Source organism: Streptomyces glaucus (assembly GCF_039533365.1).
In the GTDB taxonomy this organism is placed as follows: Bacteria; Actinomycetota; Actinomycetes; order Streptomycetales; family Streptomycetaceae; genus Streptomyces; species Streptomyces glaucus.
Genome location: NZ_BAAATK010000018.1, coordinates 59,694 through 82,342, shown reverse-complemented (window position 1 = coordinate 82,342; position 22,649 = coordinate 59,694). Strand labels below are relative to the sequence as shown.

At 69.6% G+C, this 22,649-nt stretch carries 30 protein-coding genes; 15 read left to right on the top strand and 15 right to left on the bottom strand.

Features of this window, described 5'->3' with window-relative positions:
* The first annotated feature begins 102 nt into the window (after window positions 1-102).
* The gene (locus ABD363_RS16020) at window positions 103-507 is read left to right on the top strand and encodes a hypothetical protein (RefSeq protein ID WP_344603921.1); all 405 of its coding nucleotides are present in this window, start codon (window positions 103-105) and stop codon (window positions 505-507) included.
* A gap of 2 nt (window positions 508-509) precedes the next feature.
* Here the strand turns inward: ABD363_RS16020 and ABD363_RS16015 are convergent, their stop codons facing one another.
* The 13 genes from ABD363_RS16015 to ABD363_RS15950 form a co-directional block, all read right to left on the bottom strand.
* Window positions 510-755: a hypothetical protein gene (locus ABD363_RS16015; protein ID WP_344603919.1), complete on the bottom strand. Its 246-nt coding sequence runs from the start codon at window positions 753-755 to the stop codon at window positions 510-512.
* Window positions 756-757: 2 nt separating this feature from the next.
* Window positions 758-3,217 (bottom strand): phage portal protein, encoded by a 2,460-nt coding sequence (locus ABD363_RS16010; protein WP_344603917.1) that lies wholly within the window; start codon window positions 3,215-3,217, stop codon window positions 758-760.
* Window positions 3,217-3,561 carry a hypothetical protein gene (locus ABD363_RS16005; RefSeq protein WP_344603915.1) on the bottom strand — a complete coding sequence of 115 codons (345 nt, stop codon included), beginning with the start codon at window positions 3,559-3,561 and terminating at the stop codon, window positions 3,217-3,219. Before ABD363_RS16005 ends, ABD363_RS16010 begins: the two co-directional genes overlap by 1 nt.
* 41 nt (window positions 3,562-3,602) lie before the next feature.
* Window positions 3,603-4,052: a hypothetical protein gene (locus ABD363_RS16000; protein ID WP_344603913.1), complete on the bottom strand. Its 450-nt coding sequence runs from the start codon at window positions 4,050-4,052 to the stop codon at window positions 3,603-3,605.
* Between the two features lie 333 nt (window positions 4,053-4,385).
* Complete coding sequence (locus ABD363_RS15995) at window positions 4,386-5,174, bottom strand: aldo/keto reductase (protein WP_344603911.1); 789 nt, start codon at window positions 5,172-5,174, stop codon at window positions 4,386-4,388.
* Entirely contained in the window at window positions 5,171-5,830 is a 660-nt protein-coding gene (locus tag ABD363_RS15990; protein ID WP_344603909.1) for an AAA family ATPase, read from the bottom strand. The genes ABD363_RS15995 and ABD363_RS15990 overlap by 4 nt, the downstream gene beginning before the upstream one ends.
* Window positions 5,752-6,354: a 3'-5' exonuclease gene (locus tag ABD363_RS15985; RefSeq protein WP_344603907.1), complete on the bottom strand. Its 603-nt coding sequence runs from the start codon at window positions 6,352-6,354 to the stop codon at window positions 5,752-5,754. The genes ABD363_RS15990 and ABD363_RS15985 overlap by 79 nt, the downstream gene beginning before the upstream one ends.
* A complete protein-coding gene (locus ABD363_RS15980) occupies window positions 6,351-7,556 on the bottom strand; it encodes a radical SAM protein (RefSeq protein ID WP_344603905.1) in 1,206 nt (401 codons plus the stop codon). Before ABD363_RS15980 ends, ABD363_RS15985 begins: the two co-directional genes overlap by 4 nt.
* Before the next feature lie 173 nt (window positions 7,557-7,729).
* A complete protein-coding gene (locus ABD363_RS15975) occupies window positions 7,730-8,440 on the bottom strand; it encodes a hypothetical protein (protein WP_344603903.1) in 711 nt (236 codons plus the stop codon).
* A 277-nt stretch (window positions 8,441-8,717) separates the two neighbouring features.
* Window positions 8,718-9,347, bottom strand: a complete 630-nt coding sequence (locus tag ABD363_RS15970) for a hypothetical protein (protein WP_344603901.1) — start codon at window positions 9,345-9,347, stop codon at window positions 8,718-8,720.
* Window positions 9,348-9,389: 42 nt separating this feature from the next.
* Window positions 9,390-9,842: a helix-turn-helix domain-containing protein gene (locus ABD363_RS32655; RefSeq protein ID WP_425577988.1), complete on the bottom strand. Its 453-nt coding sequence runs from the start codon at window positions 9,840-9,842 to the stop codon at window positions 9,390-9,392.
* A gap of 28 nt (window positions 9,843-9,870) precedes the next feature.
* Window positions 9,871-10,317, bottom strand: coding sequence for a hypothetical protein (locus ABD363_RS15955; RefSeq protein WP_344603899.1), 447 nt, complete (start codon window positions 10,315-10,317; stop codon window positions 9,871-9,873).
* Window positions 10,318-10,406: 89 nt separating this feature from the next.
* Complete coding sequence (locus ABD363_RS15950; protein WP_344603897.1) at window positions 10,407-11,285, bottom strand: ATP-binding protein; 879 nt, start codon at window positions 11,283-11,285, stop codon at window positions 10,407-10,409.
* A 358-nt stretch (window positions 11,286-11,643) separates the two neighbouring features.
* Here ABD363_RS15950 and ABD363_RS15945 point away from each other — a divergent pair, with 358 nt between their 5' ends.
* Together ABD363_RS15945 and ABD363_RS15940 are read left to right on the top strand one after the other, a co-directional pair.
* Window positions 11,644-12,525, top strand: coding sequence for a helix-turn-helix domain-containing protein (locus tag ABD363_RS15945; protein ID WP_344603895.1), 882 nt, complete (start codon window positions 11,644-11,646; stop codon window positions 12,523-12,525).
* The gene (locus ABD363_RS15940; protein ID WP_344603893.1) at window positions 12,522-12,749 is read left to right on the top strand and encodes a DUF397 domain-containing protein; all 228 of its coding nucleotides are present in this window, start codon (window positions 12,522-12,524) and stop codon (window positions 12,747-12,749) included. Before ABD363_RS15945 ends, ABD363_RS15940 begins: the two co-directional genes overlap by 4 nt.
* A gap of 139 nt (window positions 12,750-12,888) precedes the next feature.
* On the opposite strand, the gene ABD363_RS15935 is transcribed toward ABD363_RS15940, so the two are convergent.
* The gene (locus ABD363_RS15935; RefSeq protein ID WP_344603891.1) at window positions 12,889-14,043 is read right to left on the bottom strand and encodes a tyrosine-type recombinase/integrase; all 1,155 of its coding nucleotides are present in this window, start codon (window positions 14,041-14,043) and stop codon (window positions 12,889-12,891) included.
* Window positions 14,044-14,135: 92 nt separating this feature from the next.
* Window positions 14,136-14,450: a hypothetical protein gene (locus ABD363_RS15930; RefSeq protein WP_344603889.1), complete on the bottom strand. Its 315-nt coding sequence runs from the start codon at window positions 14,448-14,450 to the stop codon at window positions 14,136-14,138.
* 144 nt (window positions 14,451-14,594) lie between these two features.
* On the opposite strand from ABD363_RS15930, the gene ABD363_RS15925 reads away from it, so the two are divergent.
* From ABD363_RS15925 to ABD363_RS15870, 12 genes are all read left to right on the top strand, one after another.
* The gene (locus tag ABD363_RS15925) at window positions 14,595-14,738 is read left to right on the top strand and encodes a hypothetical protein (RefSeq protein ID WP_344603887.1); all 144 of its coding nucleotides are present in this window, start codon (window positions 14,595-14,597) and stop codon (window positions 14,736-14,738) included.
* 1 nt (window position 14,739) lies between these two features.
* Window positions 14,740-15,015 carry a hypothetical protein gene (locus ABD363_RS15920; protein WP_344603885.1) on the top strand — a complete coding sequence of 92 codons (276 nt, stop codon included), beginning with the start codon at window positions 14,740-14,742 and terminating at the stop codon, window positions 15,013-15,015.
* A gap of 74 nt (window positions 15,016-15,089) precedes the next feature.
* Window positions 15,090-15,629, top strand: a complete 540-nt coding sequence (locus tag ABD363_RS15915; protein ID WP_344603883.1) for a hypothetical protein — start codon at window positions 15,090-15,092, stop codon at window positions 15,627-15,629.
* Between the two features lie 100 nt (window positions 15,630-15,729).
* Window positions 15,730-16,641, top strand: a complete 912-nt coding sequence (locus ABD363_RS15910) for a hypothetical protein (protein ID WP_344603881.1) — start codon at window positions 15,730-15,732, stop codon at window positions 16,639-16,641.
* A 5-nt stretch (window positions 16,642-16,646) separates the two neighbouring features.
* A complete protein-coding gene (locus tag ABD363_RS15905) occupies window positions 16,647-17,294 on the top strand; it encodes a hypothetical protein (protein ID WP_344603879.1) in 648 nt (215 codons plus the stop codon).
* A gap of 40 nt (window positions 17,295-17,334) precedes the next feature.
* Window positions 17,335-17,997, top strand: coding sequence for a hypothetical protein (locus tag ABD363_RS15900; RefSeq protein WP_344603877.1), 663 nt, complete (start codon window positions 17,335-17,337; stop codon window positions 17,995-17,997).
* 232 nt (window positions 17,998-18,229) lie between these two features.
* Complete coding sequence (locus ABD363_RS15895; protein ID WP_344603875.1) at window positions 18,230-18,499, top strand: hypothetical protein; 270 nt, start codon at window positions 18,230-18,232, stop codon at window positions 18,497-18,499.
* Between the two features lie 149 nt (window positions 18,500-18,648).
* Window positions 18,649-19,158 carry a hypothetical protein gene (locus ABD363_RS15890; RefSeq protein WP_344603873.1) on the top strand — a complete coding sequence of 170 codons (510 nt, stop codon included), beginning with the start codon at window positions 18,649-18,651 and terminating at the stop codon, window positions 19,156-19,158.
* Window positions 19,155-19,427, top strand: a complete 273-nt coding sequence (locus tag ABD363_RS15885; RefSeq protein WP_344603871.1) for a hypothetical protein — start codon at window positions 19,155-19,157, stop codon at window positions 19,425-19,427. The genes ABD363_RS15890 and ABD363_RS15885 overlap by 4 nt, the downstream gene beginning before the upstream one ends.
* Window positions 19,424-19,879 (top strand): phosphatase domain-containing protein, encoded by a 456-nt coding sequence (locus tag ABD363_RS15880; protein WP_344603869.1) that lies wholly within the window; start codon window positions 19,424-19,426, stop codon window positions 19,877-19,879. The genes ABD363_RS15885 and ABD363_RS15880 overlap by 4 nt, the downstream gene beginning before the upstream one ends.
* 308 nt (window positions 19,880-20,187) lie before the next feature.
* A complete protein-coding gene (locus tag ABD363_RS15875) occupies window positions 20,188-22,116 on the top strand; it encodes an FtsK/SpoIIIE domain-containing protein (protein ID WP_344603867.1) in 1,929 nt (642 codons plus the stop codon).
* On the top strand, window positions 22,098-22,568 hold the full coding sequence (locus tag ABD363_RS15870; RefSeq protein WP_344603865.1) for a hypothetical protein: 471 nt from the start codon (window positions 22,098-22,100) through the stop codon (window positions 22,566-22,568). The genes ABD363_RS15875 and ABD363_RS15870 overlap by 19 nt, the downstream gene beginning before the upstream one ends.
* Window positions 22,569-22,649 lie beyond the last annotated feature (81 nt).

Genomic DNA, 22,649 nt, shown 5'->3' with positions numbered 1-22,649 from the left:
GACCATGCACACCACAGCTGGTTAGCGTCGCGTGCTGCACAGCGCGCCTGCGCCGCCACTCAACTGGGTACGGTCTGGACATCGTCATCGAGGGGGCTCGGCATGGCTATCTCAGCATTCGGCGAGAACAAGACGGCGGCCAACTGGGCGAAGGACGACCGGTGTGTCGTCTCCCGGGGGGTACTGGAGCGCAGGCTCCGCGCGGGGTGGGAGGCGGAGCGGGCGATCATCACGCCGTTCCGGGGGCCGGCATGGCAGTCGGCGAAGCGCAGCACGCTGGAGGAGGACCGGGCGAAGCCGGCTCAGCGCACCTATATCCCTGAGCCGGCCCCTTCCAGGCCGCGGCGGAGGAAGTCGCGGCGGATCTCCGGCACGATCAAGCGGGTCACCGAACCGGCGCCGGGGTGGCGTGATGTGCCGCCCGGCAAGGTGACGCCCATCGAGGGCCAGAGCAGCAGCGTCAGGGCCGTTCCAGGTGGTCTGCCAAGCCTTGGAAAGCGGCGCTGACCTCACATCGTCTCGGTGAGGATGTGCAGCAGGAACCACGCCGCGCCTCCGCCGAGGATCACGGTGAACAGCGCTCGGCCTGCCTTGGAGCTGCGGATCCGGAACAGCTTGCGGGTGTTCTCGCTCAGGGTGTCGTCGTCCCGCTTGTTGAACAGGGCGATGGCCTCGTAGATGAAGAAGAACGCCGTCCACGCGCCCCACAGCAGGGCGCTGGTGTTCCTGCGGCAGAAAGCGGCTATGCGTCTCACGGTCACTCCTTGGGATCGGTGTCGTAGTGCAGGCGGCAACGGCAGTTGACCGTCAGCGCGATCGGCGCGAAGGGGTCGCCGGGGTAGCGGAGCTGGGAACCGTCGATCTCGTACGGGGTGCCGGCGGGCAGCGTCTTGCCGTGCAGGGCCTTGTGCGCGGGCCGCACGCGGTCGTCCTGGCGTGTGATCCAGGTCCGAACGACTCCGGGCCCGGCACTCTCCGCCGCGGCGTCAGCGGCGCCGTTGATGGTCGACACGGCGCATGTCTCGGCGACGCGGGACGCCCATCCGAGGCCGGCGTCCTCGTAGAACCTCGCAACGGTGCGTTCCAGGTCCGCGAGCGTGATCTCGACCGCCAAGGTCTGCATGCTGCGCAGCTCGTCAGCGAGGTCGCCGAGGAGACCGGTCATGGCTTGTCCCGCATTCATCGCGGCGAGGAGGGCGGGAGCGACCGCGGCCGGGGGCACGGTGGCGGCACCGGTGAGGGCGCGGCTCAGCCTGCGGGCGGTGGCGGCCGCGGCCTGCTGGAGCATCGGAGCGAGGCTGTTGGTGGTCTCCTCAGCCCAGCGGGCGGCGCTGACGACGCGGTCCTCGTCGATGTTTGCGTCGCCGCCGCGGGTGTCGTGTTCGTTCTCCGGCTGCCAGAACCGGGTGTGCTTGCGGATCTTCGGGGCGCGGAGCCGGGCGATGATGACGCCCTTCTGGCGTGCCAGAAGGGCGGCGAGGGCCGCCTGTACGGCCGTGGCCAGGGCGTCGAAGTCGGCTTCGGTGACCTCGAATCCGTCCGGAGGGAGTGCCTTCGTCTCGAGCTGGGTGCGCGCGGCCTCGACGTCCTCCGCTGCGGGCCCGGACGTCGGCTGTAGGCGGGTGGCGCGGGCGGCCGCGACGTCGTCGGCCGCGTCCCCGGGGAGCGTGTCGGTGCTCTCGGCGCGGGCGGCTGCGACGTCGTCCGCCGCGGTCGCGGCCGGCCCGGCGGGCAGCTCGCGGGGTGCCTGCCCGCGGGCCATGGCGACGTCGTCCGCCGCCGTCGGGGACTCCTCAAGAGCACGGGCCGCTGCGACGTCCGCGGCGGCGGACCCGTCACCGGGCTCCGGGGGCGGCGCGGCGGCGGGGTCGGCCCCAAAGCCGCCACCAAGACCGGGCTCCGGAGCGAGTCCGAGGGCGGCCGCGTCGCTGTCGTTGGCCGGTACGGGCGCCTTCTGCGGGCTGATCCACAGGGCACGGGACTGGGGGGTGTTGAACGGTCGGCGGTTGGCGATCTCCCGGTACTCGTCGATGCTGATCAGCCCGGCCTCGAACTCCTTACGGGCTTCCTCGCGGGCCTGGCGGCGGGGGAACTCCAGCGCTTGCACCCGGGAGGTGTCGAACCGGATCACCCAGTCGTCGGGCAGGTCCGGGTCGAACGCCGAGGCGATCAGGTTGAGGTGGGGCAGCTCGGTGTGTGCCCAGAAGTTCCACTCTTCCCGGTCGGCGTTGTTGAACGTCCGCTCGCTGGCGTTGCCGATGACGGACTCGTACACGCCGAACGCCGAGAGAATCTCGTTTTTCGCGGTGGCGGACAGCGTCTCGTAGGCCATCTCCCGCGGGCGGGCGGAGGTATCCACGTAGGTGACGCCGCCGGGGCCGGTACCAACGAGGGTGAGCTGGCCCGCGTTGTGCGCACCGGGGGCAAGGCGCCGCTGGATCCGCTCGACTTCGGCGGAGTCGACGCCGTCCAGGTCGATACCAACGATTCCGCCCGGTCTGCCGTCATTGTCGATGAACGAGATGTTGTAGGTGCGCGCCTTCACATCCAGGTCTACCGACAGGCCGGCGGCCTCGAGCGGGGTCACACCGCAGAACGGATCGGTGGGGTGCGGATCGCGTAGCCAGATCACTTTCTCCGGCTTGAGCTCTCGGACGTTCCCGGCGTAGTCCGTGAACTCGAAATGCTTCACGTACGCCGCGTTCCGCTCGTCCGGGATGATCTGGACGCGGTCCGGTGGCAGCAGGTCGAGCCTGACCAGGACTCCGCCGCGGCTCTTGGTCTTCTCGATGAACACGCCCTTCTTGCTGAGCAACAGCTGGGCACTGAGCCGCTTCTTGAAGACGTCGCCGGTCTCCAGGGGGTTGGCCCGTTTGTTCAGCAGCCGCAGCAGCGGGTGGTCCTCAAGGGTCTCCTTGAACTCCCGCTCGTCGCCGCCGCGGCCGATCTGTATGGGCAGGGTGGAGGCGTGCTTACTGATCGCCTCGACGCTCTTGAAGGTCCAGATGCTGCGTTCGTAGCCCTCGATGACGACGCGCTCGAGGTCCCAGCCGTCCGCGCGGCCCGGGGTCCCCCAGACGTTCGTGACGCCGGCGTAGGACATCGACGTGTAGACGCCGCCGGCGAGGAGGTCCTTCGTCTCCGCGGGCGGGGGCGGGGATTCGGCGGTTCTGGGGGTGAGGAGGCCGCGGAGCGTGGGAAGGAACTGGCGGGGCATCAGGCCCCCTCGGACTCACGGGTGGCGAGCCGAAGGCCGGCCGCGATGACGGCAAGGGCTACGTAGATCCAGCCGATGGGCGCGCTGACCACGAACGCGCAGGCGGTGGCGCCGCCGTATCCGATCGTGCAGACCGTCCAGCGCAGGATGTGGGCGTAGCGGGGGGCGTCCGGCTTGGGGGCGAGGGTCAGGCCGGTGATGACAAGTCCGCCCGCTGCGGCGGTGGAGGCCGCAGCCCAGTGGAGTGTGCCCAGCGCCACGAGGACACCGAGCACGCCGAAGGCGGTGAGGCACAAGCCGGCGGCTTCGCGGGCGAGGGCCCTGGAGGTTCGCTGAGTAGTCACGCCGCGCACCATGAACAGCGTGCGGCGTTAGTGTCGCGCGCTCAGCGCTTGGGGCGGGATACCCCCGACACGTAGGCGCCGATGCCGCGCCGGTTGATGGTGCCGCCGGGGATGATCCGCGCGTTCGCGGGCGGAACGGGGATTTTCCGCTTCGCGCGCTTGCTCTGGTCCCCGCCGATCAGGTGCGTGTTGTCGATCCTCGCGGCGCAGTCGTCGCCCCGGACCTCGTCGTACGGGCGGCGGCAGCCCTTGCAATACACCTCGAGCGCGTCGACACGCTGCCCTTCGGCGGTCTTGAAGCTGCCCCGGAAGTCGGCGACGCGCGCGATCTTCGGAGTCACCTCGATCTCAGCAGCTACCACCCACACATGGGAGAGATCCGGCTTCTTCCCCGGAGCCGGCGGGTCCTGGGGGTCAAGCCAGGCGAACAGGCTCTCCTGCAGATGGGAGCGGCCGGTCCTGGTCAAGAGGGGGGCTGTCGCGGTCGTCACCGTTCCTCCAGGTCACTGCGGGGTTGACATAAAGCGCAACCCCCTTCACACCCGGAACGTCAACGGCCGTGTTCTGTTACACCTGGCGCTCTACGCAGGCTTCTCCCAGCCGTGCACGGAGAACGGCTCGCCCTTGAGGTAGTGCGCGACGCCCAGCGCGTTGTACGGGACGGTGTTGTCCGGAAGCTGGTCGCCGGGGTGCCAGGACAGGCCCGCGCACTTGGCCCGGTACTCCTGAAGGTGCGGCCAGGGGACATGTCCCCTGGCCGCACCTTCAGGAGTACCGGGCCGTCGATGACGTTTTTCTGTTACACCCTCGGCCGGGGAGTGCCTTTACGCGGTTTCTCCCCGGACCGCAGCGTTGATCAACTGCTTGAGGTGGTGTTGTGAGGCGGTTCCGGGGATTGGTGCGATGTGATGGCCGAGGTCCAGAAGCCAACGGAGGGCAGCCACGGCTCCGCCATCTTGGATGAGGGCCCCGGCGTTGAGAGGCGCGTACGGAACGTAGGGGATGCCTCGGGTCCGGCAGTGCTCGACGGTGAGCGCCGCGTCCTCGGGAAGTGCCCGGTTGAGCTTGTTCTGGACGGCGGCCACGTCGATGACTGTGCTGGCGAGGTCGATCTGAGCCGGGGTGACCTTGGACAGGCCAATGTGGGCGATCTTGCCTTCCTGCTGGAGCTCAGCAAGGGCACCGATCTGGTCGAGGAAGGGAACGGCCGGGTCTATGCGGTGCAGATAGCACAGGGGCAGGCAGTCCGTGCCGAGTCGGCGCAGGCTCTGCTCGACCGCGGCGCGGAGGTAGTCGGGGCGGCCGAGCGGTTTCCATACGTTCGGGCCGGGGCGGATCATGCCGACCTTGGTGGCGATGACCACATGCGCAGGGTAGGGGTGCAGGGCCCGGTGGACGAGGTGCTCAACGATGTGGGGGCCGTAGGCGTCGGCGGTGTCGATGTGCGTAATGCCGTGTTCGTGGACCACGCTGCGCAGCAGAGCGACGGCCTGCGTGGTGCCCGGCGGATCGCCCCAGGTGCCGGGGCCGGTGAGCTGCATCGTGCCATATCCGAGCCTGGAGACGGTCTTTCCGGCGAGGGTGAGAGTGCCCGCCGGCGGAGCGAGGCTCATCGGCCGGCCCTTTTCTCGACGGTGGTCACAGCGGCTTGGACGGCGGCCTCCAGATCGGAAGGGTGGTTGCGGACCTTCTGGTGGGGGACGGTGTCGAGGAGCCGGTGTAGGTGGGCGTCTACAGCCGCCCGGTAGTCGAGGTCACGGTCGCGGTGGTCGCCCAGCGGCACGTCCGGGTCGAGCACGGTGGCCAGCAACAGGTCGTATCCGGTGGCGTAGGCGCGTGCGAGAGTTTCCAGGTACTGGCTGGCACTGGCGGGCGGTTGCCGGTCGCCGCGTTCGAGCGCGGCAAGGTAGTAGGCGACCGGATCGAGGGCGGATCGGTCGATCAGGACGACGCCGGCGGCCAGGGTGGCTTGCGCTGAGGCCGCGGCCGAGGCGGCGATGATCCATTCGGTGCACTCGGCGCTCTGCTGCTGGAGCTTGGGGAAGCCGAGGTCGGCCGCCTGGGCGGCGAACGAGGTGGGGGTGCGGGCCACTGCGTGCCCGCGGGCCCGCAGTTCCGCCTCGAGCCGGTGCAAGAGGGTGGTTTTGCCGGTGGAGTGGGTTCCGGCGACAGCTATGCGAACGGGGGTGGTCACCACAGGGTGTTCTCCTCGTGTTGAAGGCGTCCGGGCATGCCGGGTGGGACGGCTACGGCTGCGATCTCCTGCCATGTGTTGTAGTGCTGGGCGAGGTGGAGGAGGAGCAGGCCAGTGGCGTGGGCGTCGTAGGTGGCGCGGTGCCGGGTGCCGGCGACGCCGTCGAGGGGGATACTGGTGTGCGTCAGGAGCGCGTCGAGACCGAATCCCTTGTGACCCGGAAGGGCGGCCTTTGCCAGGCGGAGGGTGTCGATGACCCCCGCCGGCTGCCAGTCGGGCAGGTGTCGGGTAAGAACGCCGTACTCGACGCCGGCGTTGTGGGCGACGATCCACGCCCCTTCAAGGGCTGCGCCGACTTCTTCCGCGACGGCTGGCCAACGCGGCGACGTGAAGGTCATTTCGTTGGTGATGCCGTGAATGCGGATGATGTGGCCCGGAATCGGGACGGGGGGATGGATGAGCCACTGGCGGGCCCGGTCCGGGTGTACCCGACCGTCCTCAACGGGCAGGAGAGCGACCTCGACAAGGTCGGGCGGATTGGCCCCGTTCCCCTCCACGTCGACTACCAGGAGGGGACGGGGCCAGCCGGCATAGTTCACGGGCGTGAGGTTCCTTCCTCCCAGCCGATTTCCGCGCGGCCGTGCCGCCGCGGTCGGTGAGGATGGCTTCGGTCGTGGACCTGGAAACCGTAGCCGTGCTGGAGGTAGTACCTCGGTTGTTCGTCCAGGCCCTCGGTGATGATCGCCCGATCGGTGATCTCCACCGGCCCGGTCGCACCGAGCTCGGCGGCCGCGCGGTCGGCGTCCTGCTGAGCAGGTGCCTTCCACGCCTGCGCGCAGAGACTGACTTGCTTCACCGGGCAGATGTCGCACAGTTCCCGGATGCCGTAGTGGCCGTTGTAGTCCGGCACCCGGTGGGCGTACGAGACCGCGCAGGAGGTCTTACGGAACAGTGGCCCGAAGGGCTGCTCCTTGTCGCTGGGGCGGTGGAAGGCTGCCAGGATGCGGGACTCCAGCGTCTCCGGCATGATCTTGCGGCGGGCGGTGGTGTCGTAGGGCTCGGGCAGGCCCATCTCCTGGTAGTAGGCAGCGATCTCCTTCCGGTAGAACAGCCCGGTGAAGACGGTGGCGTGCGCGTGGCGGGACAGCTCGACCGCGCGGGCGATGTCCTCGTCGGAGTCGTTGAGGCCGGGAACGATCGGCCGCCAGTACAGGATCACCCTGTAGCGGTCGGCGTGCTCGTGCAGAATCTTCAAGCTGTTGGCGGCGATGCTCGAGTCGACCGGCTCGATGCCGCGGTGCTGGATGTTCGAGTGCGTGACCAGCACGGTCACCTTCAGGTTCTGGTAGCTGTTCAGTACCTGGCAGTCCTCGGGGTCGACACGCCACCGCGTGATCACCAGGACGTGGTTGGTCAGGCCCTGCTCGTCCAGCAGCCGCAGCGTGTTGAACGTGTGCGGTTTGACGCCAGGCAGCATCGGGTCGGTGGCCTTGTTGAACACCTGCACGGGGGTGATGTGCGGGCGGAAGTACCGGTGCCCGGTCAGTGCGGCCACGGCCTCCTCGTCGCTCATCAGCAGCCGCGGGGTCTTCATGGCCCAGTTGTCGTACAGGTGCCGGATGCAGTACCCGCACTCCAGAGGGCATCCGATGACGTGGTTGAGCGAAAGTCCGGATTTGCGGTATTCGATTACGTCGGAGAGCTTCGGCTTCAGCCCTTTGATCTCCTCGGGTGTCAGCAGCGGCAGCGCGCGCTTTCGGCGCCCGGCGGAGGCGGGGTTCGGTGACGGTGAATGTTCCACTAGGGCTTTCTCCTCGTGTCGTGTGCTCTCTGCTCGGCAAACAGCTTCCGAGGCCCGGCGCGGGGTTGTACGACCTTGCCGTGGGGGACACGATCCGGTCTGTAGTCCCCGCGCCGGGAGTTGTGCCTGCCCAACGACCCAGGACCGTGCTCTCCGGGCCGCCGAACAGGGGTCTATGCGGCGGGCGTGCTCACCAGATCAACGCCGACCGTTGCCGCGGCGCTTGAAGCGTTGCGCGCCGAGCAGACGAGACGCTGTGTCAGGCCGCGTGCCTGCTCCACGGTGAGGTAGAGCGTGATCTCTTCCTGCTCGTGGGCGCACCCGGGGCTCGCCTTCGCGGATACCTCGGATCCGACCACCCCGGATATGAGCCACTGCAACCGATCGGCGAGGCGGTCCATCCCATCGAGATCACTCAGGTCGAGGCCGCCGTTGATGCTGGGGGCGCCGAGCAGAGAGGCCAACTCGACCGCTGAGGCCAGGCCTTCGTCGGACAGGCCCAGTTCGACGGTGCACGTCCCGCCGGCGGTGATGTTGCTGAGCAGGCCGTGGTCTTCCAGTGCCTCGCCCAGTTGGGTGATGGTGGTGTAGGCGCGGATGTGCGGCTCCAGCAGGACCTCGACGAGTCGTTCTACGGCGCCGGACGTGGGCAGGGTGAGGACGACGTCCTGAAGGTCGTTGAACGCGGCACTGCCGTCGATGCCCGCTTCGGCCAGCCACTCGCGGGCGGCCGCGACGGCACGGTCGAAAGGCGCTTTGTGGCTGAGCACGACGAGGTCCAGGGCGCCGCCGTCCCCAGCTTCGACTCGTGCCACGAAGCGGGCGTCGGCCAAGGCCTCCTCAAGGAGCTTGCGGGACGAGGTGGCCGGCTGCGATAAGTTCATAATCGTTTCCTCTTGTCGGGGGAAGGCGACAGGCGGTCTCCGGCCTGTTCTCCAAGCTCGGTGGCTTGGAGCAGGTGTAGAACTTCCCTGGCTGCGGCGAAGCGGCGGTACAGATCACGATGCATGACGCGTTCATGCCACCAGTCCTCGACGGCCCAAGGAAGCTTTCTCAGCCGATCCGCCCACGAGGGCTTCGGGGGGTTGAGGATCCGCGCGATGTTGTACCCCTGGCGCTCCGCAGGAGTCATGTCCTGCGGTCCCCTCTTGCGACGGCGTCTCACTCCGATCGGCCTCCTCGCCGGGGCCCGCCGATCGACGCGACGAGGGCGACCACAGTGGTGCCTCGCAGCTCGCGCACGGCTTCCCGCGCGACGACGAACGGCAGATCGGGGGAGTCGTACCGAACGAAGACGCCCGGCTCCGGCGCGCCAGACTCGCAGGGACGGGGGTGAAGCGTCCCCCGGACGCCGATGGGTTCGGCTTCTCGCACGCGGAGCTGCACATGGCCCTCGCGCAACCACGGGCACAGGCGCGGCACTGACTCCGCACAGGCCCCGCACATGGGCGGGATCGCGGAGTGCACGCCCTCCCAACGCTCGGTGTCGTCGAGGAGAGGGAGGAGCCACAACATTCCCCGATCGTCGCGGGCGGCCTGCTTCTTGCAGCACGCGCAGAGCAGGTTCTCCATGGCGGTCCGCTGCCGCTCGGGGTGCAGCTGAGCCGCGTACTCGGGCCTGCCGGTGGCCGTCCCGCCGCACAGCGTCCACAGCACGCCGTCCACGTCGCGCGCGAGGGCGTCCTGTACCGGGTCGGCGTACGCGACGCCGGACGCGGTGACGGTTACGGGCGGGGCCGACGTGCTCTCCCCCGTCCACGGCGTCACGTACGGCACGATCAGTTGGTTCACAGTGTTCCCCGGGAGTCGGCTGTAGAGGAAGTGGTGGCGGGGTTACGCCGGGGCGCCCTGGCGGACGTTCGCGCCGGCTTCGTGGAGAAGCGTGCGGACCAGGCTGTAATTCAGTCCGTGCTTCCTCGCCAAGCTGCCGATGGTCGCCTGGGTGGCCTCGTACTCGTGCTTCAACGTGGCCGCCAGCTCCGCCCGCTGCGGTTTCGCAACCCGATGGGGCGAACTCCGCTTCCTCGAGGGCGGACTGCTGGACCTCACGGTGCGCTCGTTTCGACTGCCACCACGCCCGCGGAAGGTCACGCCGATCTCGTGAAGAAGTCGGTTTATGGAGCCGTACGACCGTCCGGTCTCAGCAGCAAGCTCTCGAATCGACGCTCCCGCGTCGTACTTGGTCTTCAACAACTGCGCCAACTGCTGTCTCTGCTCTCCCCTCACCCGTTTGTGCGGGGGTGGCCAGTCGGAATGCCGTGATTCGGATTGCGGCGCCTTCTGCATGAGGGTGCTTCCTTGAACGTCGGGAGGGCTATCCGGTGATGCCGAGCACGGCCTCGAGAGCGGCGTGGGGGGCCGGCTCGGGCCGGAACCGGTCGAGCGCGTCGCGGAGCGGTCCGGCCGGTACGAGACGGTCGCTCGCTGACGGGCGGAGCCAGTAGGGGCCGGGCGGGGCGTTCCGGTTGAGCGGGGGCAGGGTGAGGGTGTGCGGGGCACCGAGGCATACGGCGTGAGGGTGCGGGGCCCACCGGCTGGATGTCCCGGGCGGGACCAGCCAGTACAGCCACCCGCTTTCGGGGTCCTCGATGACGGGCCCGCACCGGCCTTGAACCTGGTCCATCACCGCGACGGCGCGGCGGGCCTGCAGGCCTGCGCCGGTGATGACGACGTCGAAGACGTTGCCCCCCAGGCGTACGCGTGTGTTGCGGCGTGCCTCGACTCCCAGGAGGGCGCGGATCGCCGCCGCGAGATCCCTCATGTCAGCGGCCGGCTCCCGACCTGTCCCCGCTGCTTCATCCAGCCGGGACATCATCTCGGCACTGGTCGGCAGCGCCGTAACCGAGGCGCTCACCGGTCCGCCTCCCCCGGCTTGATGACGGCACGTACGGTCTTGCCCTCGAAGTCGGGAGCGACGAACCACGAGAGCTGGGAGCCGAGCTCTCGCGCCTTCCACAGGCCCCGGCCCAGCGTGCCGTCGGTGGCGTCGGTGAAGTTCGGGAAGTTCGGGTTCGGGTCCGTGACGTCGATGACGAGTTCGTGGGTCTCGGTGACGCCGAGACGGGCGGAGAGCTTCTGCCCGGTCTTTCCCGGCGTGAGGCCGTACTTCACGGCGTTGTCGACGAGGCAGCCGAGGACGTCGATCGCTGCGTGCACGTTCCCGGGCCAGTCCAGCATCGTGAGCCTGGTGCGGCCGGAGATGCGGGCGGCCGCCACGGCACTGGGGTTGGTCGGCAGGTGCAGCAGCGCCTCGCGTAAGACCGGCGCGGTCACGGCGGCGGGTTCCATGTCCGATGGTCCTTCGGTCAAGGGGAGGGTGCACCAAGTTGTTGTGCCGTCGTCGCTGACGCCCCAGGCTTCGGCCAGGGCGTCCACGAGGAAGAGGCCGCGCCCGCTCTCGTCGGTGGGGCAGGCGTAGCGCAGCTCGGGACGGTCGGGGGAGGCGTCCTGTACTTCGATCCGGAAGCGGCCGCCAGACAGGTACATGCGGAGACCGATGGTGCGGCCGTGGCCGTGCCGGAGGGCGTTGGTCACGAGCTCCGTCAGCAGCAGTTCGGCGTTGTCGATCAGGTCAGGCCGGCCCCAGTAGGTCAGCGCCGCGCGGGCGATCCGGCGGAGACGCTGCGGCCATACGGCATCCCTCTCGGAGAGGCTCCCGGCGTCGGGGGCAGGGCGCCGCTCGATGGACACCTCGATGGCCGTCCGGATTCCTTCCTGACGTGTGAGCACGGGGAGTGTCATTCCGAAACCTCCGGACGGCCAGCGAGCGGGGAGTGGCACGACTCAGGGCATAGCGAAGTCGGGACGCCGACCGCTTTCAGTCACGCTGCGCCGTGGCTCAACTACTGTCATGCATGACACAGTTACCGTGCAATGGAGCGTGCAATTTTCACGACGAATGGCATATGCGGGTGATCGAGCTCCTGGCTGTGCAAGGTGAACTTGGGGTGGCACACTTCCAACTCGAGCAGAGCCAAGGAGCACTTGGGGAGGCTTGAACTGGACTCCGGGATGCATGAACCGGACTCGAGGACGGGCAGACCCAACTCGATCGGCGCGTGCCTCGGCACGACAGAGGGGATGACCAGTGGCCGCACCGAAGGGACCGACGAGCAGGCGGGTGCACCTGGGCAAGGTGCTCACGAGGATGAGGGAAGACCTCGGGCTGCGACGCGAGGACGTCGCCTCGGCCCTGGGGTTCTCCCCCGAAAAGCTGTGGCGCGTGGAGAAGGGCAGGACCAGCCTGCCCAACCCGACCGACTTGAAGAAGCTCCTCGCGCACTACCAGGTGGAGGATCCCGAGGTCGTCGAGAGCCTGCTCGTCATCCACCGGGAATCGCTGCAAGAGGGCTGGTGGGTCCCGTACTCCGCGCACTTGCCCAAGGGCATGCGCGAGTACGTGGGCATGGAGACCGACGCCCTGTCGATCGCGGCGTGGCAGCCGTCGCTCGTGTTCGGACTCCTGCAGACGGAGCGGTACGCGCGCGAGCTTCTGCTGTCCGCGAAGGCCGTCGACGAGACCACCACGGAGTTCATCGACGCCGACGTGGAAATGCGCATGGCCCGCAAGGCGCTTATCACCAAGGAGGACCCGCGCGAGCTGTGGGTCATCATGAGCGAGGACAGCATCCGAAGCACGATCGGCAGCCGAGAGGTGATGGCCGAGCAGTACGAGGAGATCAAGCGCCTGGCGTCCCTCGACACCGTGACGATCCAGATACTGCCGGCGGCATCGACGGGCTACCGAGCCAGCCAGAACTTCGCGCTGCTCGACATGGGCGAGCCACTGGGGAAGATCGTCCAAGCCGACCAGCCTGGAGGCCAGGCCAGCATCACCGACAAGAAACCCGAGGTCGGCAGGTACTCCCGCAGGTTTGAAGCCCTGCGGGCTGCGGCGCTCACACCCCACGAGACGCCGAGTTTCATTGATGAAGTCCGCAAGGACCTGGAACGAAGGTTGACAACGTGAACCGAACCCGCAAGTCCACCGACCTGGCCCCCGAAGGGGCCTGGGTCAAGTCCTCCTACAGCAGCGGCGCGGAAGGCAACTGCGTCGAGGCCGCGAACCTGGCGTCCGAGATCGGCATCCGCGACTCCAAGGACAAGGCGGGCCCCGCGCTCGTCTTCCCGCGGTCGTCGTGGGCCGCCTTCGTGGCATCCCTCAGTGCGGGCGAACTCGGCATCCGCGCCTGATCCACCGCTGCAAACGCTGAACGTGGCGGCCCCCCCCAGGCACAGTGAGGGGGGCCGTCTCCATCGTCCTACCCGCCCCCAGCAACAAAGGGGACGGTGCGTAGCACAGTGTAGAGGCGACCACCCGCTTATCCGAGAATCACTCAGGTTCGCGTTCGGGAGCGTGTACGGGGACTCGGTCGAACGGGTCCCTCTTCTCGGCTCGGGCCGGGCGGACGTACACACTGCGCGGGATAGATGACCCCGGGGCCCAACGGCCGGCTTCCTCCAGCTCCTGATCCGTAGCACCGCTCTGCGCCAGGTCGGTGGCGCCACCCGCCCGCAGGCCGTGTGAAGTGACCGGTCGGCCGTCGCTGACCAGCCCGGCCGCGGCGAACCAGAACTTCACCCGCTCGTTGATGACGTGCCCCCGAAGGTGGACGCCCCGCTTCGTGGCCGTCTTCGCCCGGGTCGCCTCGGTGGCGGGCTTGCCGTTTTTCAGGAGGTGCCGGAAGACGGGGCCGGTCGTGACGCCCTGCTCGGCGAGGTACCCCAGCCAGCGGCGCATCCGCGGCACGAGCTGGAGGTCTGGCCGGTCCCTCAAGGGGATGGTCTGTTCCTCGTCCTTGTGCGTCTTGTCCTCGGGGAGCCAGACCAGGATTCGGTCGTCCATGATGGTCAGGTCCTCGATCTCGAGGTTCGCGTCCTCGATGCTGCGCCCGAGGAACCGGTACCCGAAGGCGAGCATGGCCGCGTCGCGGATCCCGACTGGCCGGCCGTCCGCCTCGGCCTTCTCCATCATCGGGACTAGGTACGGCAGCGTGATGGGGAACGCCTGCCGGGTGCGTACCGCGCGCCTGTTCTTCTTCCGGTAGTCGGCCAAGAGCCGCAGGTACAGGCTGTTATCCGGTTTCGCTCCTGCGGGCATGGCCGTCCGGATCCGCGACATGTAGTTCTTGATGGTCGAGACCTTGAGGCCCCGCTCCATCAGGTACCGGCTGTACTCGGTGAACGTCGCCGTGGTGCACGGCTTCGCCACCCGCCCCTGCTCCGCACACCACGCCTTGAAGGCCTTCATCGGGCCGGAATCGCCCGGGTCGACCTCGTCTAGGATCCGCGCGGTCTCCGCGCTGACGTACAGGTCGCGCTCGGTGTACTGCGTCCCCGGGTCCGCCGTGGTGGGCACGGCCTGGCCGGGACGCAGCACGGTGTTGGCGTCGACACGCGGCCGCGCGGGTGGTTCTTCGACGAGCGCCAGGGCGCCGCCGTCGTCGACAAGTTCAGCGTCCACGATCTCGTCGTCGTGGAGGCTCATGCCGCAGGCTCCCGGACCTCGGCGATGGTCTGGCCGGGAACCACGGCGACGGTCCGGTGCCCCGGCCACGCGGTCGGTGGGGCCTCCATCGGTTACGCCTTCTCCTTGGCGAGGACACGCTGGCAGGCACGACAGGTGACGGCGCTGGTGTCCGGCATGCGGTGGTAGGCGGCCCCCGCGTCGTAGTCGCAAGCGGTCAACAAGTCGCCGGAGATGGCGAGCTTTTCGGCGGCGTGGGTGTTCCGGCCGCCGTACAGGCGGAGCCGGTGCGGATAGCGGGACGGACGGGCCTGCTCCCGGCCGGGGCACACGCCGCACTGCTCTGACTGCCAGTTGCGGTGTGCCAGGTGCGGGGCCGTGTTGCCGCACGGGTCGGCGGGCTCAGGGCGGGCGGTGGTCTCGGTCACGGGGTCGCCTCTCATCGGAACCTGACGTCTCGCCAAGATTACCGACAACAATTGAAGTTATTGTCGGCTACCGACGAGTAACACAGTAGAGTCTCTTCCGAGGGCGGAGAGCACCGCCCGAACCACGAAGACGAGGAGCACCTGATGGCGGGCTTCATCAACCGCGTCCAGTTCGAGCGCGACCACAACGGGCAGCGGAACATCTGCGCGGCCGACGGCTTCCGCGTCCACCTCTCCGACACCACCGACCCGGCCAGCGGCTACTACGGCCAGCGGCAGGAGGGCTGAGATGCGTGCCAAGCTGCAGCTCCTCGCCTGGGCCCTCGTCCTCCTGGCCCTCGCGGACCCTGCCCTCGTCCCGCTCGTGCTCGACGTGGTCGGCATCGGCCTCGTCATGGCGGCCGCCGTGGTGGCCGGCATCATCGGGTGGGCCCTGGCGAACGCCTCCTTGACCCTCACGGCCGCGTCCGTGCTGCTTCTGCTCCACGCCTTCCCCGGCGTTCTGCGGTGGCTATGCCGTTCGTGGGTCGCTTCGGTCGCTGCGGTCGCTCCCGAGAAGGCGTAACGCAACTGCCGTTCGAACCGTTCGATTCTTCGCCCAGAACGATTCTCCGCTCGACCCCTTTCAGGAGCACACCCATGCCCGACTTCTCCGCGGCCACTGAGAGACTGCTGCGCACCATCGCCCAGCAGGGCGACACCGGAGCCGCGTTCGTTTGGGAGACCGGCGGCTACTACCGACTCGCCGGCACCGACTACCGGGTGGCCCGCCGCACCTTCTTCCCTCTCACCGACGAAGCCGGCCCGTACGTCACCGGTGGCAACGACGACACCGTGCCCGTGAAGCTCACCGCCCGCGGCCACGAGTGGATCAGGCAGCACCCCGTCCCCCGAGGTTCCCGCGGCCCGTCGTACCGGGCGGGCGTCACTCGCCGCCCGCCCGCGCGTCGCTCGGCCGCGGCCGACAAGCCGACCGCGTACGGCGTGGTGAAGGGCCAGTTCGAGGAGAGCGGCATGCGGTCGTCGCTCTCCCCTATATACGCGCGCGCCGTGCTGGCCATGCATGACCTGGAGACCGCCGATCAGCTCGAGGCTGCCGGCTTCCCGGAGGCCGCCGAGTTCCTGCGATCGGGACGACAGTCCCTCGTCGATGAAGCGTTTGGCCCCGAGGACCGGTAACCCCTCAACTCCCGCGCACTGCGCAACCGTACGGCGCCCACTGTGGCGCCATCCGGCGGAGAGCAACCGTCGGGCACCCCGAAGAGAGGAACACTCCGCGATGTCGCGTCGCATCGTCGTCACAGCCCTGCTCCCCGAGCCCGACCCCGAACCGACGTATCCCGAGTACGAGGAGATCCAGGCGGAGGCCCGGCGTAAGAGCCACGGCCCGATCAGCCAACAGGCCATCCAGAACATGCAGGAGGTTGTCCAGCGCCGCGGCGGCGACTGGTGCACCGCTGTCCTGGGCCGGCCGTTCCGCGGCCTGCGCTCCACCGGCACCAGGGAGGGCTGGATGCTGATCCTCGCCGACGAGCGAGGTCTCACCCCGGAGTTGCCGGCGCGCGTCCTTGAGGACCGCAAGCGCGCCCGGGATGCGCAGGAGCTGCGGGAGAAGCGAACGCGGGAGCGGTTCGAGCGGGAGATGCGTCGCTGGGAGGCGGCCCTGGCCGCGGCCGGCGTCGAGATGACCGTCCGGGAGAACACCCGGCACGCGGGCGTAGGCGGATCGCTGCGGCACGCGGTACCGAAGGAGGATCTGGTCTCCGGCCGGTCCCGCAAGCACCTCGCCGACCGCGGCCTGTGCGAGACGCCGGGCCGGACGAACCCGCTGCACCTGAGCGAGCCGGTCAACGCCCCGGCCAACTGCCGCCGCTGCCTCGCCTACATGGAGAAGGTCCGCACCCTCAACGCCCCGGCCCCGCCCACCGCGGCGGAGCGGAAACTGTTGGGACTCGTCAACAGCGGCGCGGTGGTCACCTTCCATGTCCGCAGATGCGTCACGATCCGGGATACCAGCCAGCGCAGCAACGCCGCTTGGGGGCACCTGGGCCGGAAGGTCGACGTTGCGGTGCGGAAGCTGGAGAAGAAGGGATGGGTAGTCCAGGACCAGGAGCACAGCGCGACGCAAACGGCAGGCTCGGGCCACCGTTGGCGGCTCACCGAAGCCGGTATCGCCGCATTGGAGGGCTGACCCCCGTGGTCCGCATGACCGCCGAGCAGTACAAGCAGATCATGGCGCGCCGCCACGGTACCCAGCCCGCGGCGGCCGCCGTGGCGCTGCCACAGAAGAAGGGCCGGAAGAAGCCGCCCGCGCACCCAGGCCCGCCGTCCACCCCGCCCGCGCCCGCGGTCGAGCCGCTCCTCGCCCGGCTGCCCAACCCAGGACGGCACTGGACCCTGCTCATGCCCTACGCCGCGGAGATGCTGACAAGCAACAAGCGGTACCCGCACTGGAGCGTTGAGCACCGCATCCGCAAGCAGCTCCGCGCGGACGCCACCAGCCTCATCGGCCTCGGTCTCGTCCCGCGGCTCCAGTACGCGGCGATCTATTACGTGCTGCACCCGCGCAAGCTCAACCGCTCCCGGGACCCGTTGAACTGGGCCCCGACGGTGAAGGCGTACGTCGACGGGCTGGTCACCCCCAGCCCGGACCTCCCCCGCGTGCGGCACCTGCTGCCGGACGACGATCACGAGCACCTGCTTGGCCCGTACCCCGAGATGGGCGCGCCCGTGGAGACCGGCCTCGCTCGCATGTCTCTCGTCATCGTCGAACTACACGGCCCGCTGACCAGCGCAAACGGGGAAACCGTAACGGGAACCGGCAGTTCGACGTACAGGAACTGAGGGCTGGCCCGCCCTCGCCTGAACAAGGAGATGCCCCTCCATGAGCACAGAAGACACTGAGCAGGTCGTCACCGCCTCCGGACAGCACGTCCGAACGTTCGTCCGCTCTGGTCTGCCGCACACCCCGATCTGGGACCGCGCCCACTCCGTTGACACGGTCATCGACGCGTTCGCGCGCGGTGGCACCCTCCTCGACGCGGAGAGCGTCGACAGCTACCTCGCCGGGATCGCGGACAAGGCCGCGTGCTCGCTGCTCCGCGACCGCTGGAGGGACGACTTCCCGGTTGCCGCGTACGGCGAACTGCTCTGTACCGTCGCGGCCCTGCGCGGCCTCCTGGGCTACTCCCCCACGCCCACGGCCGTCGAGGTCTTCGACTGGGCCCGCCAGCAGAAGGAGAAGACCGCCGCGGCGATCGACGGGCCCGTGGAGGACGTCGTCGTGCAGTTCGTCAATGGCCCGTACCGCGGCGTCATCCTGACCTACCCCGGCGAGGCGATCCACTCCCAGGCGCACCCGGCCGGCCTCATCACCGTCCCGATCGAGTGGGGCGACGACACGGCGCCCGGCCGCGGCGAAGCTCGGTACGAGCGGGGCAACGAGCCCACCAGCGAGGGACTGTGGCGGTATCGGCTCGTCGAGGACGTTCCCGAGGACGCGCGCCCGCACATCACCGTCCCGGACCGGAAGGGCGGCCGCGCGTGATACCCCTGCTTACCGCCGTCATCCCCTCGCCGGCCGCTGACGCTGCCCACGATGCCGCGCACGCGACCGCCGCCCGCTTCCAGCAGGGCGCCTACTCCGTGCCCTGCCCCGAGTGCCACGTCCCGGCCGGCACGCTGTGCCTGGCCCGGCGCAACGTGCATGTCGCTCGCCGGGACCTGTACCGGAGGAATGCCAAGACCACTCTGGTGCCACTCCTCGTTGGAAGGACCCGATGAACGAGCCCGAGATCACGGCGGCCGAGGCCGCGCGCAAGGCCGCGCGCTTCGCTGCCTGCGCTGAAGAAGCCCACGAGGCCCTTGAAGCCTTCCGGCTCGGAAACCTGCAGGCGACGGCGGAGCGCGGGTTTTCACAGGCCCGGATCGCCGAGTTGCGGAAGACGGTGGACGACATGGCCCAGGTGCGCGACGAGCTGATCAACGTCGCAAACATGTGGGCCAACGTGGCTGGCGCCCTTCACCTCGTCGAAGGGGAGAAGCCGTGATGGGTGCTCTTGCTGTGGAGGCGCCGGCCGCCGCGCCGGTGTGGAATGGCCGCCTGGTGGTGCGTGCTGCGGGCCGCCCCGTGCTTCACATCGCAGGTGAGGAGGTCACGGCCCCGGCGGTGCCTGTGTTCACCGTGCCTCTGGAGTGCGTGCCGGACGCAGAGCAGGCACCAGGCGTACGGCCGTGGGACGGGCCGGTCACCGAGTCCAGCCTCTGCCCGGCCTGCCTCCGTTCCCTGCGGGGCGAGCCGGAGCCCGAGCAGCCGCGGCTTGTCCTGGCTGGCGTCTCCGAGCCTCTGCCGGAGCCAGAGCCGGACCGCCGCGGCCGTCACCTGCGGCTCGTCCCGGATCGGCCGACGTACGCCGAGGCGCCCCTGCCCGCCGAGCACACCGGCCGCCCGATCACCTGGTCCAGCTGGGCGCCGTCCCCCGTCATCACCCACTACGACCCGTCGTGTGAGTGGTGCGGGGACCCGGGCCCCGGCGAGATGGCCGGCGGCCGCCAGGGCAACCTCATGTCCCGCACCGACCCGTTGCGCCGATACATCGCCTACCGGTGCACCGCCTGCCAGGAGATGACCGCTTACGAGCAAGTCGGCAGCGAACTCCGGACCATCGTCCACCACAAGTCACGCGCGCCGAAGGACTGCAACCGATGACCCCTCCCCTCGCCCCTACCCGTGACCTCGCCGCCCTCGAACAGCGCCTGGCCCTGATCGCGTGCGGGGAGAACTCCCGGCCCGGCAAGACGCGGGCGTGCGACAGCCACCGCAGGAAGGGCGCCGCCCTGCTCCGCATCACCGCCACCGGGGCCGTTGACGCGCTCGCCGCGGCGATATGCGGCCCCGGCCACAACCACCGGGCATGCACCTCGTGCATGGAGAAAGCCGTCAAGATGGTCCGCGTCTACAACGGGGAGTCCGAGTGACCACCGTCATCGCCCCGCCGCGTGAGGCGGTCGCGTTCGACCTCGAGGGCGGCCTCGCCGACGTGACGCGCATCCACCGCTTGGCCAGCGACGCCTCCAGGTTCTACCAGGCGATCCTCAAGTGCCCCGCAAACCGGGACGTCGTGCGGGCCGCCAAGGAAGCACACAAGAGCGGGAAGACCGTCATCGTCATGACCGGCGGGGACCAGCGTCTCGCACCCGTCGTGGCCCAGTGGCTGACCCGCCACAGGGTGCCCTCGACCCTGGTCCTGATGCGCGGCCGCGGCGACCACCGGCCTAGCGCCGTGGTGAAGCGGGAGCGGCTGCGCGCCGCGCACCGCCAGTTCCCGCACCTCAGTGTGTGGAGCGCTGACCCCGGCCTGGCTCACCTGTCCGAGCGGGAGGGCATCCCCGTCACGAAGCTGCCCGGCTACTGGGGCAATGCCCTGTGAAGGAGTACCCCATCCGGGCCTGTGAAGCTCGGGCCGCCCGCACGCTCCGCCGCCCCGTAGACTCCTGCTGGGCCGCCCGGCCCGCACCGCGATAACCGAACACTGGCGTCATGGCCACCTCCCGGCGGAGAGCAACCGCCGGAACCACGAAGTGAAGGAACACCCCGATGCCCCCGCGCACCGTAGCCCTTGTCCGCCTGTCCGCGTCCCTCCTGGCGAGGTGACGTGACGTGTTCATCCCTCGAGACCCGTCTGATCACGTCACCTCTCCCGTAGAGAAGACCTCGCCCCACGGCCGCACCCGGCGGATGGCTGAGGCCGTGTGCCGCTGGTGCGGACGCCTGCGCTACGAGCTCGCGCCGGCCGCCACGTCCTTCGGCATGACGTGCCTGGGGTGGCTGCACCACGGCGTCGGTGTCGACCCGGCGGCGTACGCCGGGTACGGCCTGGGGATCGCCGCGACCGGCGGCTTGGTCTGGGGCGGCCTCAAGTTCAAGAGCACCGTCGCCACGTCCCTGGGCGTCGCGTCCGCGGGCACCCTGATCAACGCCACGATCGGCGCCGTCACCGGCCCGTCCGTCCCGTCGCTCATCGCCGGCGGCGTCGTCACGATCTCCTCGTACGCGGTGTACGTGCCCTGGCTGGTCAAGGCCCGGCACGACCGGATCGCCCTGCAGATCAAGGCCGCGAAGACCGCGCCCCTGCCCGACGGTATGGGCGTCAACGTCGGCCAGCCGGGCGTCACGGGCGATACCGAGGAGGAGACCGCGCTGCGCCGCGCGCTGGTGGCCCTGGGCGTGCCCGCGGTCGACGTCTCCCGCATCGTGTTCACGGACACCGGCTGGTGGGCCACGGTGACGCTCCCTCCGGGCAAGAACACCTCCGCCCAGGCCGTTATCGCCAAGCGGCAGCAGCTCCAGGCGAACCTGAACCTGCCCGGCCGGCTGCGCCTGACCGAAGGCGCGCAGGCCAACCAGCTCATCGTGCGTCTGCAGACCACTGACCCGCTCGCCGGGCCCGGCATCCCCTGGCCGGGGGTGCGTGTCTCCTCGATCGAGCAGCCCATCCCGGTCGGGATCTACCCCGACGGCACCGAGATCCTGATCGACCTCGTCGACGGGCACGTCCTGATCGCCGGCGGCACGAACAAGGGCAAGTCCGGGGCCGTCAACGTCCTGGCCGCGAACCTGGTGGCCTGTGACGATGTCGCCCTGGCGGGCATCGACATGAAGCCTGGCGCGCTCGAGCTGGGCCCGTGGCAGCAGAACATGGTCGCGCTCGCCGACGACCCGGACACCGCCCGCCAGGTCCTGATCTGGCTCAAGGGCGAAATGACGCGGCGCGGCAAGTACCTGGCCACGCTGCGCGGCCCGAAGGGCGAGCGGGTCAAGAAGTGGACCCGGGAGCACGGCAAGTACATCGTCCTGATCATCGACGAGCTCGCCGAGCTGCTGCGCCAGGCGCCCGACGTCGCGGCCGAGCTGATGACGCTAATGCAGGTGTCCCGTGCGATGGGCATCCGCATCATCGCGGCGACCCAGTCGCCGAGCGAGCAGGCGTTCGGCGGGAAGGGCACCGACACCCGGCAGCAGTTCGGCACCCGCATCGGTCTGCCGGTGAACGAGCCGACCCCCATCAACATGATCATGGGGACCGGGGCGTACGGGCAGGGATGGCGCCTGGACGAGCTGGACCTGCCCGGCAAGACGATGGTCTCGTCCGAGCGGTACACCGAGCCGCGCGAGGGCCGCTGCTACTGGATCGACGAGGAGCAGATCCTCGCGACGTCGCTGGAGCACGCGCCGGCCGGTGACGACGAGGGCGGGGAGGCGCGGCCGCACCCGCAGCCCGAGCCGGACCCCGATCCGGATCCGGAACCGCCGACACCTCCCTCCGGCGGGCCCGGCGGCGGGGGCGGGGAGCGGCCGCGGCTGCGTGCCGTGCCGACGTTCCCGGACGGCTCCCGTATCCCCGAGAACCGACAGCCGCTGTGGGAGGCGCTGCAGCAGGCCGGGCCGCAGGGGCTGACGAAGCCCGAGGCGGTCCGCCGCGGGATCTGCAACCACCACACGTCCATCGCCCCCTGGCTGGCCCAGTGGATCACCGCCGGCTGGGTGCAGGAGGACGGCAAGCGCGACCGGGCCGTCGTCTACGTCCTCACCGCGGCCCGGCACGCCCCCACCCCCGAAGCGTCCGTCACCGACGAGGAGAGCACCGCATGCCGTACGAGCCTGTGATCCCGACGGGCATCCAGCCCAAGGGCACCCGTCCCCCGGCCGTGGGCGTCCAGGCCCCGGCCGCGGGCCCCGTCGAGCTGTACGACGAGCACGACCCGATCGTCCTGGTCCAGGACCCCTACGATCCGAACCGGTCCGTCGCGGTGCGCCGTTCGGCGTTGCAGCCGACCCTGCCGACGCCGCCGCGGGACCTGAGCCCGCAGCCGCTCATCGACCCGCTCGCCGCGCGGATGCTCGGAGGCGGCGTCGGGGCCGGGGTCGCGGGCTGGGGCGCCGGGGAGTTCCTCGCCGGGGCCAGCCAGCTCGTCAGCGCCATGACGGGCGTGGGCAGCGCGGCCGTGGCGATTGCGCTGCTGCTGCTCGCCTGGAAGATGTCCCCGTCAGGGAGCGGGAAGACGGTCCACATCACGAACCACAACCGGTTGTGGGGCAGGTCCTCCACACGCGTGTGAGCCGTTACGGATCGCAGGGCCCCGGCCAGCCGGCCGGGGCCCTTGACGTGTGCCTGTCGGCGGAGCGTGCGATGATCCCGC